The sequence below is a fragment of the Neobacillus sp. S1227 genome (genome assembly GCF_055385255.1).
Genome location: NZ_AP038276.1, coordinates 2,560,746 through 2,575,816, shown reverse-complemented (window position 1 = coordinate 2,575,816; position 15,071 = coordinate 2,560,746). Strand labels below are relative to the sequence as shown.

Annotated in this window: 13 protein-coding genes and 1 other annotated feature; of the genes, 3 read left to right on the top strand and 10 right to left on the bottom strand. The window is 39.7% G+C overall.

Translation table 11 applies throughout. The features are described 5' to 3' along the window. Positions 1-13 precede the first annotated feature (13 nt). The 4 genes from ACZ5AE_RS13045 to ilvA form a co-directional block, all read right to left on the bottom strand. Positions 14-1,225, bottom strand: a complete 1,212-nt coding sequence (locus ACZ5AE_RS13045; protein WP_464572923.1) for a Ger(x)C family spore germination protein — start codon at positions 1,223-1,225, stop codon at positions 14-16. Further along, positions 1,218-2,315, bottom strand: a complete 1,098-nt coding sequence (locus tag ACZ5AE_RS13040) for a GerAB/ArcD/ProY family transporter (protein WP_464572921.1) — start codon at positions 2,313-2,315, stop codon at positions 1,218-1,220. The genes ACZ5AE_RS13045 and ACZ5AE_RS13040 overlap by 8 nt, the downstream gene beginning before the upstream one ends. Beyond that, entirely contained in the window at positions 2,263-3,885 is a 1,623-nt protein-coding gene (locus ACZ5AE_RS13035; protein ID WP_464573620.1) for a spore germination protein, read from the bottom strand. Before ACZ5AE_RS13035 ends, ACZ5AE_RS13040 begins: the two co-directional genes overlap by 53 nt. Before the next feature lie 221 nt (positions 3,886-4,106). After that, positions 4,107-5,366: a threonine ammonia-lyase IlvA gene (gene ilvA / locus ACZ5AE_RS13030; RefSeq protein WP_464572919.1), complete on the bottom strand. Its 1,260-nt coding sequence runs from the start codon at positions 5,364-5,366 to the stop codon at positions 4,107-4,109. Between the two features lie 70 nt (positions 5,367-5,436). After that, positions 5,437-5,691, bottom strand: a binding site (T-box leader). Between the two features lie 224 nt (positions 5,692-5,915). Here ilvA and ACZ5AE_RS13025 point away from each other — a divergent pair. Continuing rightward, a complete protein-coding gene (locus tag ACZ5AE_RS13025) occupies positions 5,916-6,422 on the top strand; it encodes a gamma carbonic anhydrase family protein (RefSeq protein WP_464572917.1) in 507 nt (168 codons plus the stop codon). A gap of 76 nt (positions 6,423-6,498) precedes the next feature. On the opposite strand, the gene ACZ5AE_RS13020 is transcribed toward ACZ5AE_RS13025, so the two are convergent. From ACZ5AE_RS13020 to ACZ5AE_RS13005, 4 genes are all read right to left on the bottom strand, one after another. Next, complete coding sequence (locus ACZ5AE_RS13020) at positions 6,499-6,738, bottom strand: hypothetical protein (protein ID WP_464572915.1); 240 nt, start codon at positions 6,736-6,738, stop codon at positions 6,499-6,501. 106 nt (positions 6,739-6,844) lie between these two features. Further along, positions 6,845-8,170 carry an MDR family MFS transporter gene (locus ACZ5AE_RS13015; RefSeq protein WP_464572913.1) on the bottom strand — a complete coding sequence of 442 codons (1,326 nt, stop codon included), beginning with the start codon at positions 8,168-8,170 and terminating at the stop codon, positions 6,845-6,847. Between the two features lie 216 nt (positions 8,171-8,386). Continuing rightward, a complete protein-coding gene (locus ACZ5AE_RS13010; protein ID WP_464572911.1) occupies positions 8,387-9,613 on the bottom strand; it encodes an ATP-binding protein in 1,227 nt (408 codons plus the stop codon). A gap of 204 nt (positions 9,614-9,817) precedes the next feature. Next, positions 9,818-10,687, bottom strand: coding sequence for a proline iminopeptidase-family hydrolase (locus ACZ5AE_RS13005; protein WP_464572909.1), 870 nt, complete (start codon positions 10,685-10,687; stop codon positions 9,818-9,820). A gap of 141 nt (positions 10,688-10,828) precedes the next feature. On the opposite strand from ACZ5AE_RS13005, the gene ACZ5AE_RS13000 reads away from it, so the two are divergent. Next, on the top strand, positions 10,829-10,996 hold the full coding sequence (locus ACZ5AE_RS13000) for a hypothetical protein (protein WP_464572907.1): 168 nt from the start codon (positions 10,829-10,831) through the stop codon (positions 10,994-10,996). A gap of 225 nt (positions 10,997-11,221) precedes the next feature. Here the strand turns inward: ACZ5AE_RS13000 and ACZ5AE_RS12995 are convergent, their stop codons facing one another. Further along, complete coding sequence (locus ACZ5AE_RS12995; protein WP_464572905.1) at positions 11,222-12,439, bottom strand: MFS transporter; 1,218 nt, start codon at positions 12,437-12,439, stop codon at positions 11,222-11,224. Positions 12,440-12,891: 452 nt separating this feature from the next. On the opposite strand from ACZ5AE_RS12995, the gene ACZ5AE_RS12990 reads away from it, so the two are divergent. Further along, positions 12,892-13,068: a hypothetical protein gene (locus ACZ5AE_RS12990; protein ID WP_464494106.1), complete on the top strand. Its 177-nt coding sequence runs from the start codon at positions 12,892-12,894 to the stop codon at positions 13,066-13,068. A gap of 56 nt (positions 13,069-13,124) precedes the next feature. On the opposite strand, the gene ACZ5AE_RS12985 is transcribed toward ACZ5AE_RS12990, so the two are convergent. Beyond that, positions 13,125-14,951, bottom strand: coding sequence for an APC family permease (locus ACZ5AE_RS12985; protein ID WP_464572903.1), 1,827 nt, complete (start codon positions 14,949-14,951; stop codon positions 13,125-13,127). Between the last annotated feature and the right edge of the window lie 120 nt (positions 14,952-15,071).

Genomic DNA, 15,071 nt, shown 5'->3' with positions numbered 1-15,071 from the left:
ACACCCTCCAAAATTATTTTGCTTTCATTCCGACACGATGGATATGGGTATTTACCTGGACATCATAGGTAAGGTATTTATATTCCTCTTCCCATTTATCTTTGGTTTTTATCTTTTTATTCCAATAATTTGGAAGTTTTGCCCGAAAATGCTCCCCAAATCCAAATACATCTGATTCAGCTTTTTGTGTTTTGGCAATCAATTTTCGAACAGAATTACCGACTCCTTTAGAAGCCTCATCTTCTATTTTCTTTATCATTTGAGAGTTTGTTAACATAATCTTCGGACCTTGCTTTTCATCAATTTCACTTTCATATCGAATTTTGATAATGATATGTGGTTTTCCATCCTTAAGACTAACATTTATTTTCGTTTTCCGGTTTATGGCCCTGACGATTACCATTTCATTAGTGTCCGGGACTTTTACGTAGGCTGCATATCCTCCTTTTCCGATACCGAGGACGGCCATATAAATGCCAATTTCTATTGGTGTTGTCTTACCTGCCATCTTATCCCCTTTGAAATAGGCTAAACCATTAAGTTGGATATTTTCTTTACTTTTAATAGCCAAGTAGGGCAAGTAAGGATCTTGTCCTTTGCTTGATTGAACCGTCCAAAACAATCCAATAAAGCTGGGCGGAAATCTCCCCAACGCCGTTAAATTATCAACCATATCTGCCAAATAAAGGGATGGGACCCGTTCAAGCTCCGGTGACATCTTCATATAGGTTGCAGCAGGCTCTTTAGAAACAACAAGGGAAGCGGTTCTTCGAATTTCTGGATTACGCCTAAGAAAATCATTAAACCGCAGCGTTCCTTTCTTTGCCACTTTTTCATTCAATACAATAATCCGCAAGTGCCCTAAAAACAATTCATTGGCAATCTCCTGCTGGAGATTGAGCATTGCATCTTCGAATGTATGTCCAACCACTTTAACAACCAGAACAGAACTTCCTGAACTTTTCGTTTGTTCAGGACCTAATGGGATTCGGCCGGGAACTGCAACTTGAGCCGTTAATTTGATGATTTCATCCCTTGGAATGGGGAATTTATCTTTTAGATGGGCTACCGCATCTTCTTTATTTTTTTCGCTTTCATCTGCTTCATCTATTCCAATTGCCAAAACATTGGCACGTTTTTCAATCTCCTGGCTATCCCAACAGCCCGTGAGGAAAGGAATGACTAAAATAGCTGCAAGCAGTATTTTTAAAAAGCAGTTACACATTTTTTTTCTGCCTCCATCCCTTAAAAAGGTCAATACCCAATAACAAAAGCGGGTATATGATGGTAATCGCCAGTCCAGCTCTGCCAATATATTGGATTATCTCATACATATGTAAGATGTTTTGAGGCAGCATGGCCAAGAAAAACACAATTGGCAAAATAAAATAGGACAGGGCTTTATGGTCCTTCAGACTAAAAAGTTCTTTTATAGAATGAATGGTGAAAAAATAGCTCGAAAACAGAGTTGTAAAAACAGCAGTTACCCATACCGCTAAAAAAACAACATCCAGACGCTGTAATACGTTTCCTGGCAAACTCGTTGTTCTTGCCAATTCCAAAGTTGGCCAAAACAAGTGTTTGATTTCCTCCGGGCCAAAAACAGAGACAGTCGCAATGACAATTAATAGGTATAACCCTCCTGAAACGAAAATCCCCCAAAAGCTCGCCTTCATGGCTTTTTTTGGATTTTCCATTGCTGGAATAATCATGGTAATAATAAAAGAACCTTGAAATAATGCTGAAATAGTTAGTATACCTGCCAAATTATCCTTAAAATCTCCCCCAATTACTGGGCGTAAATAAAGGATGTTTGCATTTTTTAGCGAAAAAGCTACGACAATTAAAACCGGCGCCAATATCATCGGAAAATAAAAATTATGAATGTAGGAAAAAACATTGATATTGTTACGGCAGCTTATACATGCAAGGGATAACATAACGATGACGGTAACTTCGAGAGGCGTTTCCCTCAATACAGCCGTCACAACAACTGCTCCAAATTCTCTCGCGGCTAAACCTGTTAATACTAAAAAGAAGAAAACAACGAAAAAGCTGCAGATCTTCCCAAGCCACTTGCCAACTATATCCTCACTGTAGTTAATAATCGTTTTGTCTGGATGACGTATTCCGAGAGAGGTAAGGATAAATAAACCGAGGGCTGCCAAACCAACCCCTAACAATGTGACTAAAGGCGCCCCAGTTTCGCCTGCCCGAACAGCAAACAATGGCAATGGAAGAACTCCCACTCCGATAATGGTACTAATTAAGGTCGTTGTTGCCTGAAGAGTTGTAATCTCCTTTGGATCCCCCATTATTCGAATCCTCCCGCTGTTCATTTCCTACATTGTTATGTTTTAAAATTGTATTTTCATTTTTCCCAAGTCTATTTCGATTTGCTGGATTTAGAAACTCCGGTCTTTTAGGCATCCACCACAATGGGCTGCGGATTACTACATCCTTCATGCCTTGATAGTTCTCCGGTGAGACAGGTGACATATACGGGACACCAAAAGATTTTAAGGACAACATATGATTAAATATAAAGATGATTCCAATGACGACGCCATATAATCCCAAGATGGAAGCCATGATCATAATTGGAAATCTAAGCATCCTCAAAGCGAAAGCAGCTGTATAGGCAGGTGTCGCAAATGAGCCAATCGTAGTTAATGCAATCACGACTACTGTAATAGGACTTGATAGCCCCGCCTCAACTGCTGCCTGACCAATAACCAATACGCCAACAATCGATAAAGCTCCACCCACTTGTTTTGGCAAACGAACGGTCGCTTCCCGTAAAATTTCCATCGAAATTTCAATGATCAATACTTCAATTACAGCAGGATAAGGGACACCCGCACGTCCACCAGCTACCGCTACAGCAAACTCAGTCGGCAGAAGTTCGGGGTTAAATGAAATTAGTGACACATATAGGGACGGAAAAACAAGTGAAAATACCAGAGCTATAATCCTGGCGAGCCTGACAAAACTGCCCATTAAGAATCTAGACGAATAGTCCTCAGTTGTTTGGTAGAATTGATTAAAAACAACAGGGACCAACAAAGCAAAAGGGGAGCCATCGACAAGAATGGCGACCCTCCCTTCAATTAAATTGGCTACTGTCCTGTCAGGCCTTTCTGTAGACTGCGTTTGTGGAAATGGTGAGAAAGGGTTATCTTCAATAAATTGTTCCAAATAACCCACATCCAAAATGGCATCTATATCAATTTCAGACAGTCTTTTTTCCACTTCGTTAACGACCTGCTCATTTGAAATTCCTTTAATATAGCAAATGGCTACAGTTGATTTTGTCAATCGGCCAATTTTCATCGATTTCACTTGGAAATCAGGGGTTGGCAGACGATATCGAAGCAGCATTATATTTGTTGAGATATTTTCTATAAACCCTTCCCGTGGTCCTAAAATAACCTGCTCCGTCTCCGGTTGGTCAATGGAGCGTTTTTCAATCCTCTTTGTTCCTATATGAATTGCTATAGGAATACCGTCAATTAAAACAACGGTTTCTCCGCGTAAAAGAGCTTCAATTAATTGTTCAGTATTCCTCCCAGTTTCGGCAAGGCTATGATATAGAGTTTCATTCATAATGATTTCAATCAAATTATCAGCCTGTATTTTCCGCCCTAACAAATGATCGGGTACATACATAAGTGGTTTTAAAATATCCTTATTTATGGCATCTTGATTAACGATATTGGAAAAATAAAATAGCACCGCTTGAAATTGCCCAAAAATTTTAAATGGCTTTATAGTGAAATCATCATTATTTCCTAAAATTTGCTTAATATATTCCTCATTTTCTTTAAGTGTGCTACTGATGGGTCGGTCACCTTGTTCCTCCTCCATTTCGTTATGAAACTTCATAAATGTATTTTTTCTATTTTTACTCTTTCGATTTTTAAATAAGGTCACTTCACCACCACCTTACCGATAATTTTTGTCATTTTTCGGTAATTATTCCTCCCTGTCTAACTCTGCAATAATAAATATTTTTACATATAAAAAAAGCGGTCCACTATTTAAATGAACCACTTTCAACATTGCTTATATTAATTTTGGCGCCTTTCAACATTTTTTCGGTGATTTTACACCAACATTTGAAATAGCGTACTGTCCTTATTCACTTCCCTGCAGTTAAAGCCTTTCGTCTTGATTCGTTCAATTAAAGGAAAATAGTCTTCTCTATCTTTCAGCTCTATTCCAACTAATGCCGGTCCCGTTTCACGGTTGTTCTTTTTCGTATATTCAAAATGGCTGATATCGTCGTTTGGTCCAAGGACCTCTAATAAGAACTCCCGCAGTGCGCCTGGGCGCTGTGGAAAATTAACGATAAAATAATGCTGCAGTCCTTCATAAAGCTTTGAGCGTTCCTTGATTTCCTGCATCCGGCCAATATCATTGTTTCCGCCGCTGACGATACATACAACAGTTTTACCTTTAATCTGTTCCGCATATGTATCCAATGCAGCAATTGATAAAGCACCTGTAGGCTCAACAACGATGGCATTTTCATTGTATAAAGATAAAAGCGTCGTACAAACCTTTCCTTCAGGTACCTCTACGAAATCATCGATAAGCTCTTTACAGATATTAAAAGTCTTAGTGCCGACAGTTTTGACCGCCGCACCATCAACGAATGGATCGATTTTATCAAGCGAGGTAACTTCCCCCTTTAAAACCGATTCCTTCATCCCAGGAGCGCCTTCAGGCTCAACACCGATTAATTTAGTTTCTGGAGAAAAATGTTTCAGGTAGGTTCCCACACCAGCCATTAGACCGCCGCCGCCAATTGCCCCAAATAGATAGTCGATTTTTTCATGACAGTCATTTAGAAGCTCGACACCAACTGTACCTTGCCCAGCGATGACGTCAAAATCATCAAACGGATGGATAAACGTCCGGTTTTCTTCGCGGCAGCATTCTATTGCTTTTTCGTAAGCATCATCAAAAGTATCGCCTACCAAAACGATTTTGACACTGTCCTTGCCCCAAAACTTCACTTGGTTTACCTTTTGTTTTGGAGTAGTATTCGGCATAAAGATTTTCCCGCTAATGTTTAATAAGTGGCAGGAATAGGCAACCCCCTGTGCGTGGTTTCCTGCGCTTGCACAGATAATGCCATTCTCTAAATCCTCTGGACTCAACCGCTTAATACGATTGTAGGCTCCCCGGATTTTAAAAGAACGGACACTCTGCAAATCTTCCCGTTTTAAATAAATTTGGCAGCCATAGCGTTCAGATAATAAATGATTGTATTGAAGCGGAGTTGGCGAAATCACATCCTTGATGGTGTGACTGGCAATGATGATATCCTCCACATTAAATGTTTCGACCTGTTGACTCATGGTCAATTTCCCTCCTCAAGTTTGAAAAAATCTTAGCTTTTATAAACAATAAAAAACCCGTCCCCATTGGTATAGGGACGAGTTAGCTCGCGTTACCACCCTACTTCCACAACATCCATAAACACTTTGCTGCGGCTCTCGATCTCCGTACATTATAATATACGTGTTCCATTGTAACGGCGGACTTCCCGGTGCGGCTTACTGGAAATATTTCAGCAGCACATCTCAGAGATGATTTTCAGATAAGGCCTGACATCAGCTTCCACCAACCGCTGACTCTCTTAAGACAAACAGCAAATCCTACTCTTCTCTTCATCGATTTTATAAATCAATTTTTAATAAGGTTAACACCGATAAAAAGGTCTGTCAATATTTTTAGACTATTTATATTATTTAGACAATTATTAAAGCGCTTACATTTTCATTTTAATACTCAGATGTCTATTATTAAAAGTCAAGCTTGATTTGAAAGGACGTTACCCCCGTATTTCCACAAATTATGTTATAATAAAAAATAAAAAAATTCTGAAACTTAGAGGAGAGGTAAAAATGATTATTCCCTACCATGGCAAAACCCCTTCTGTTCATGAATCTGTATTCGTCGCTCCTGGCGCTTATATCGTTGGCGATGTTACCATCGGCAAAGACTCCACCGTTTGGTTTAACGCTGTTCTCCGGGCTGATGACGGCCCTATAATTATCGGAGAACGCTGCAGTATCCAGGATAATTCCACAATACATATGTTTGAATCATGTATCATCGAGGATGATTGCACGATTGGCCATAATGCCATCCTCCACGGCTGTAAAATAGGCAAGAAGACAATCGTCGGAATGGGCTCTACCATATTGGACAATGTCGAAGTTGGCGAGGAATGTATTATTGGAGCAAATACCCTGCTCGCAGGCGGAATTAAGATACCGCCCCGCTCCCTCGTGTTAGGTTCACCGGGAAAAGTGGTCCGCGAGCTGACCGAGAAGGACTTGCAAATGCTGCAAATGTCGAGTGTCCACTATGTCCAGAAAGGGAAAGAATTTAAGGATATATTAAAATAACGTAATTAAGGGCACTTGCTAAAGCTGTGCCCTTGAGATAAAACTCTTAGTTTACATAATATAATTACAATAAATATTATTGTAATGATTTAATATCCTTAATAATCTGCTCATATGGTACATCCGCTGCACCTTCGTACTTCCGAACCACAAACCCCTCTTTGTTTACTAAAATAAAACGAAGTGCTGTGCACATATTGATTCCGTACCGGCGTATGGAATGGATGCTGGAAAAATTGACGAGGAGTTTACTCCGGTAAATCCGGACGTCAGGAGTTCTGACGAGAATAAGTAGGAAAAACTTAATTAGGAGCATGGCTAACTTTTATAAAAAAAGTCCTCATGGAACAATTCATGAGGACTTTCGCCACGTAGTTTACATAATGTTTTTATATGAAATTTGATTATCTAGTTATTTGTTCTTATCCCTCAATCAGTTCTGCAGTATTTGCAGGAATGAAGAAGCTTAGCACAACCGTAACCAAACTTAAAATTAAGGCATAGAGAAAGACATTCTGCATGCCATTTACAATATTTGCAGTATGGTTAATTATCAACCCCATCACGGTAACGCCAATCGATGTACCGATATTCCGCAAAAACATCTGCAACGAGGTGGAAACCCCTTTAATATTGGCTTCGGCGAACTCTTGAGAGGCTATTGTTCCGACTGCAAACAATAACCCAAATGATATGCCCTGTACTGTCAAGATTAAAAACAAACTAGTATACGACAAATCTTTAATAAACAAAAAAAGTGCCAGTCCGGATATCGCCGTAATAAAACTACCGATTATAAATAATATTTTATATCCGAATCGGATAATCCACTTTCCAGCAGGTGTACTGCCAAACATCCAGCCGACTGCAATACTTAATAAAATCAAGCCGCTCTTATAAATACTCATATGGGCGCCTTCCTGTAGAAACAGCGGTATATAATTAGATGTGCCAAAAAACGATAAACAGTACACTAACATAAATACATTCGTCATCAGGATGCCTTTATTTTTAAAAAGAGAAACAGGTAAAAATGGATGGATTTCCTTTCTTTCTACCAAAACAAAAATAATGATACCAATTATACCCCCAATAACATACCAGATGGCGTTGCCTACATTGGTAGATAATAATAGAAGGCTGACCGAAGCCCCGAATAAAAAGAAACCTTTATAGTCAATATGAGTCTTCTTAAATTCTGTTTGTTCTTTATAAGGAAGCAAACATAACACAGTTGCAATTCCAATTGGAATATTTATAAAGAAAATCCATCTCCAAGTCAAAGCCTCAACGAAAAAGGAGCCCATCACTGGCCCGACAATTGAAGAAATAGCCCAAATACTGCTAAAAACCGCTTGGATCTTGCCGCGCTTTTCAATCGTGAACAAATCTCCGACAATAATCATCGAGAGTGGAATCATGCCGCCTGCCCCAAGACCTTGAATACCTCTATATATAACTAAGGAAACCATTGAGTTCGCCATTCCGCATAAAATTGAACCTATTGTAAAAATTCCAACGGCAATCATCAACAGTTTTTTTCGCCCATACATATCCGATAGTTTTCCGTATAGAGGTACGGTTACTGTACTTGCCAGCATGTAGACTACAAAAATCCACGCAAACAGCTCCATTCCGCCTAGCTGTTTGACAATGGTAGGACTAGCTGTCTGCATAATATTGGCGTCAAGCGCCGAGATAAGAGTTGTGATAACAAGCCCCCAAAATACATATTTATTTTTCCCCATATAAACCTCCGTTAAAAAAGCCAAATATAACTTTTCCTATTTTTTACATATATATAAATTCAGACTAAATTATTATAACAAAAGGTTTACTAACTTTTTATTTTTTAATAAATTAGATTAATCGGCTCCAGGACATATGCTGCAAAAGAACCTCCACTATCCTCAACAAAAAAATCAGTTCTCATGCAAATGACGCACAAGAACCGACTCCATGTTTCATTTCTTTAATAATGGCTGGGTAATTGTTGGGAGGATGACTTCTACGGTTGTTCCTTGGTGTACTGCGCTTGAAAATTTGATTTGGCCGCGATGGCCTTCGACTATTTTAAAGCAGGTCATTAGTCCGAGACCAGTTCCTTTTTCCTTTGTTGTATAGAATGGCTCTCCAAGTGTTCGAATCCGTTCTTTAGGAATACCGACCCCTTCATCGGTAATCCGGATGGATATTTTGCCTTCTTCCTTTACCCCTACCGTTACAAAGATATTGCCGCCTAGAGGCATGGATTCAATTGAATTCTTCAAGAGATTTAAAAAAACTTGCTTTAACTGATTTTCTTCACCAGATACCATCGGCAGCACTTCAGCAATTTCAGTATTGATCTGAACGTTGTTGATGATAGACTGAGTATTTATTAAGGTAATAACATCATGTAATAAATGTTCAATATTTTGTTCCTTGAAAACAGCCGCGGATGGTTTGGCCAGAACCAAGAATTCACCTACAATGGCATTAATACGTTCCAGCTCTGATAATACGATATCATAATATTCACCTTGTTCACTGTTTGCTTTGAATAATTGGATAAATCCCTTAATAGACGTAAGCGGGTTGCGAATTTCATGAGCAATTCCTGCCGCCATTTGGCCGAGCAAAGCCAATTTTTCGGATTTTTGCAGAAGTCTTTCAGTTTCCTCTCTTTTGGCTGTGACATCCTTTCCAACAACGAGGATCGCTTCTTTTTTTCCAAAAACAATCGATAAGGGAGTAACTTCAAGAAAAAATTTCGTTCCGTCGGTCCGTTTAATTTTATATTCAATAGCAGCTAGAGGGCATTTTTCTTTCTTAATTTGCTTGATTCGTTCTTCGAGCCGTTCTTTATACTCGGGATCGATAAATTCAAATATAGACTTCCCCAGAACTTCTTCCAAGCTTTTAGAGCCAATCATACTGAGGGCAGCCCGATTTCCATAAACAATTTTCGTATCCTGATAAATAAAGATAGATTCAGGGAGGGAGTCAAGTAATCTCTTATAGCTTTCTTCACTTTCACGTGCTTTTTTTTCAAAAAATCGGGCCTTATCGTATTGCCAGCCTACAAACCAAGCAATCAAAGTAAAAAGGAGAAAGTCAAATGTAAAGAAGGATTCATGATACATAATCTTTTGGTAGGCAGTAAAAATGAGTGATAGCAGCAGCAAAATGATTTGTCCTGATTTATTCATGTCGATTCCTCTTTGAGTATGTATGATAATTGATATAATTCGACGAAATCTCAAATAATCCTTTATCATTCCCCAACTTTTTCATCTCAAGGCAGAAAGGTCCAATAAAAAACATCTATTTTCACCATGACTATAAATTAATAATTCCTTTTCCAACAAGGGCATTAAGAAGAAAAAAACCACCTAAAAAAACTCCGGCGGTTCTTATAAACCATCAACCCATTGCATGAATTCCCCAACAACTCGTAAAAATTTATCCGGTTCCTCAATATATGGCATATGGGCGCTGTTTTCAAATTCATGAAATTTCGAGCCGGGTGTTAAACGGCTATAATGCTCTGTTGTTTCCGGTGTAGCCTCATCGTACCTGCCACACGTATATAAAACAGGGCATGTGATATCCTTCAATTGTAAGGTGCAGTCAAATTCTTTTAAATTCCCAAGTACCGTAAATTCGGATGGGCCCCACATAATATTGTAAATTTCGGAGTTTCGGTATTCCGGGTGCGCTTTTAGATGCTCAGGTTTTGGAATCCGGCAGACAAATTCTTTGCTGAATACCTCAATAGCTGCCTGAAACTCTTCTGATTCCGTGGTTCCATCTTCTTCACAGCGTTTAATGGTCTTTTGCACTTCATCCGGAAGCTTTTTCAAATTTCGTTTTTGATCCTGTTCCCATAATGGCGCACTCAGGCATGGGCTTGAAAAAATGACACTTTTTACCCCGCTCGGCTTCGTTATACAATAGGCTGCCGCTAATGTGGTTCCCCAGGAATGACCAAGAATATGGATTTCATCAAGGTTCAATGCGGCGCGAATTTGTCCTAATTCCTCCACGAATCGATCTAACTGCCAAAGAGAAACATCTTGTGGCCGTTCTGACCTGCCGCATCCTAGTTGATCGTATAAAATGACGGGGCGGTCTGCCGCTAGCTCCTTCACCCCCTGTAAGGAAAAGCACGATGAACCTGGCCCGCCATGCAAAACAATTGCCGGTGTGTTCCCCGTTCCATGATCATATTTCTCGTACCAAACTTTCCCTCCAGTTACGTCTATGTATCCTTCTGTCCGCATTAAAATTTCCCCTTTTAATATGTATCATGATTCTATTAAAGACTATTTTACATCATTTATCTACAACGGAATATCAGAGACCTATGAATAATTTCAATTTTAATTCCCACTCTATATGATGTCAGGGAGGTGAAAATCATTATGGGACAATCGCCAGGTAGCAAGCAGCAAAAAGGAAAATCGCTGACGAGCAGTCAGAATTCAGGAACACAATATCATGAGGAACATGCCGGAAATTTGGAAGGGTACGGCCAACCTCACCCTATTACCAACGGCATAGAGACAGAATCGAATAATACAAATGGATAAGAGAATGGATAAGAGACGGCCAAGAGTGAAGTTTTCATTCACTCTTTTTTTCCGACCGTATTATAGGAACATTCGCTGCATTATGAAATTATACCAATAAGATTGTAATTGAGGGGGGATTTTTCCTAAAAGCAGGAGATAATCTCTTTTCGCATAATAACTTGATAATACAAAAAGAGATTGGTTGTTGCTCTCTGTTTTGCTTTTAAAATCAGGAGTTAGGTTTTAACCTGATTTTCTGACAACAATCTTCCGCTTCAAAGAACTATTTAACACACCTGCATTCCAATATGCCATGCTCATAGCAATTAAAAGAAGGACACCGGTTGCCAAGAACACACTTTGAACCGGTAAGATTCCACCCAAGAAGCCGCCAATCATCGGACCTGTCATGCCTCCAATTTGATTGGCGGTTTGGTTTAATCCAAAGGCACGACCGCGGAATTCGTCCGGCGTGGATTTTACGACCAAACCGTTTAACGCTGGATAAACCGCGCAGAAGAAGACGCCAAACAGGAAGCGGATGATGGAAAATCCCCATATTTGCGAGACAAGCACCTGGGCTAACATACCGATGCCACCGCCCATCAAACCTATGAATAAAACCCGCTGAAAACCTACTTTATCGGCCCATTTTCCCCAATACGGGGCAAATAAAGCACTGGCGATGCCTGGCAATGAAAACATGATACCGGCAATTAAAGAAGTGTTATCAGAAGACCCGCCTAATTTTACAACATATAAAGGCAGCACTGGTTCAATCGTCATGATAGAACAACTTGTTACAACTGTTAAAATGAGCACAAGCAATAACGGCCGGTTGGTCATTGCTGTCTTAAAATCGTTTCTTACAGAGCCCCCGCGCTCTTTGTTAGGCTTGAAATTTTCTTCCTTCACCCAAAATATAATCAGCAGCGTCGAAAGGAATACCAAAACTCCTCCACTGGCAAAGGCCAGCCGGTTACCGACAAGATGTGCAATACCCCCTCCTAATAGCGGACCAAGTATGCCCCCTGATGCCGATGCTGAAGAGATCATGGACAAGGCATACCCGACTTTTTCATTCGGAGTATTGGTTCCAATCAAAGCAATCGCACCTGGAATAAACCCGCTGAGTAACCCCTGTAAAATCCTTAATACTAAGATTTGGTACGGATTGGTAACAAATGCCATTAACGTATAAATAACAAAAAGGGCAACTCCGGCCCTAATAATCATTGGTTTTCTTCCATATTTATCGGCAACACGCCCCCAAAACGGTGAAGCGAAAGCACCCGCAAAGAAAGCAGCACTAAAGAGCACGCCTGACCACATTTCAGCGTGATCATGTACCCCTAATTGCAGTAGAAATATTGGTAAAAAAGGAATCACCATGGAAAAACTAGCTGATGTAAAGAACACGCCAACCCAAAGCACCCATAAATTTCGTTTCCACATTAGCACGTTTTCCATCTCCTAAAATAGTACTTTTTTTCCAAAAATATAAATTTAATAATGTCATAATATCATAAACTAAAGTTATTTTCACTCCCGAAATATCCGTTTATTGAAATAAAAATATCCCAAGCATTTTTAACTTGGGATACTTTAATCAACCTATTGTAGCGGAAGAATGATCTCAATAATAGTTCCCTTTTTGTCACTCCAAAATTGAACGGTGCCGTTTTTTATACTGAAACAGCAGTACGTTTGTATCGATTTCCGCTGCCAATAAGCGCATCTATTGTCGTTATTTGAAAGATGTTCTATTTTCGCCGCCAATCCTGAATGATTCTGCCGATATTTGGTGATAAGTTTTTCAAGTTGCCTGCAGGAAAAAAACAGTCTTTTCTAAAATTTATTAAAAAAGACGAAAATCATTGTCTAACGAAATTAGTTGAAAGGTGGTTTTATTCATGGATTTAACCCTACAACAAATCGTCGAAGGCTTACCGAAGTCCCTTTTAAACGCGACTGACAGAGATTTGGAAGGTTTCCAAAAGATTATAGAAGAAGCAATTAAGTTAAGAGATGGCCACAGAAATTTGCAAAAAATGATAAAGAACTTCTCTACCTCAACCATTCGCACCTAAAACAAATGAATCACAAAAAAAGGGAGGTGCCAGATTACACCTTCCTTTAGTCTAATTTATTTTTTCAAATGATATGGGACTGTTGTGACAATTACGTTCCTACGGTACAGCAAAAAGGATCGGATCAGCAGGCTGGATTGATTATGAAGAATGTTTTCCCAACTGTGCTTTGGCAAAAATTGCGGAATGACCACAGTAACACGGAAATTGGCATCGCTTGCTTTATGTTCAACAGTATCCACAAACTTCGTTAGTGGATTAATGATACTCCTATAATGAGAATGCAGCGTCACTATTCGGATATCCGGCTGCCATTTCTTCCATTTCTCTTCGAATTTATGCTCGTCCTCTCTTTCAAACGCGACATAAACAGCAATAATTTGATCGGGCTTCAGCGATTTTGCATAATTGATCGAATTTTCTACAACATGAGTAATACCCGCCACCGGCACGACAATGACATTCCCTTCAATCGGAACTGCAGGCTCGCATGTCGAAATCCTAAGCTGTTCCCCGACTGCATCATAATGTTTTTTAATCCTGTGGAACAGGAGGATAATCAATGGCAGAAAGATTAAAATCGGCCAAACCCGAGAAAATTTTGTAACGAAAAAGATGAGTGTTACAGTAAAACTGATCAGGGCGCCGGTGGTATTAATAACAAACTTTAATAACCAGCCATTCGGTTTTTCTCGAAGCCATTTGACCATCATTCCTGTTTGTGACAAGGTAAACGGTACAAACACTCCGACGGCGTAAAGTGGAATGAGATGCTCAGTTTCCGCATGAAAAGCTAAAATTAAGATGATAGACGCCGCGCCAAGAATGATGATTCCATTTGAGTACCCTAACCGATCTCCTCTAATTAGAAACATTCTTGGGATAAATTTATCTTTTGCCAAATTGACCGCTAGTAGTGGAAACGCAGAATACCCCGTGTTTGCAGCCAAAATTAAGATTAAGGCAGTTGTTCCTTGAATAAAGTAGTACATGAAACTCCGCCCAAAAGTGTGCTCTGCTATTTGTGAAACAACTGTTACCTCAGCCCTAGGGGCAATACCGTAATAATAAGCCAAAAAGACAATTCCCGAAAATAGAATTGCAAGCAGAAGCCCCATTGCCATTAAAGTTTTCGCGGCATTTTTCGGTGCTGGATCTTTGAAGTTTGGAATGGCGTTCGAAATCGCTTCAACACCTGTTAAGGCAGAGCTTCCAGAAGCAAATGCCCTTAGTAAAATAAACAAACTAATCCCGGCTGCTGGCGCTCCAATCGGAGTATGCAAGGCAGGCGAAATATGCCCAGTCATAATCTTAAATAAACCCACACCTGTTAAAATAAACAATGCCAAGACAAAAAGGTATACTGGATAGGCTAAAATGGACGCGGATTCCGTCACTCCCCTCAAATTTAAAAGGGTAATGAATAGAACAAATAGTATCGCAATCCCCACATTATCACCATGTAAATCAGGAAACGCTGAAGTGATGGCATCCGTTCCTGCGGAAACACTTACTGCAACAGTTAAAATATAATCCACTAGCAGAGAGCCACCGGCCACCAGCCCAGGATTAACTCCTAAATTACTCTTTGACACCACATAGGCTCCACCGCCTTGCGGATAAGCAAAAATGATTTGCTGATATGACAAAATAAGTGCAGTTAACAGAATCAATACCCCGGCGGCGATCGGAATGGAATACCAAAATGCTGTCGCTCCAACTGTCACCAGGACAATCAAAATTTGTTCAGGACCATAAGCCACTGACGACAACGCATCCGATGAAAGAATCGCCAATGCTTTTGTTTTACTAATTTTTTGTTCTCCTAGTTCATGTGATTTCAAAGGTCTTCCTATCAAGAACCTTTTTACGGAAGATAACATTCATGTCACCACCAAATTTTATGAGATATAAGTAAGTTTCCCTATTTTACACAAAATAAAAAGTGCCTCCAGGTCATTACGAATAGACCTGTAGACACATCATTTCTTTTGCATCACAAG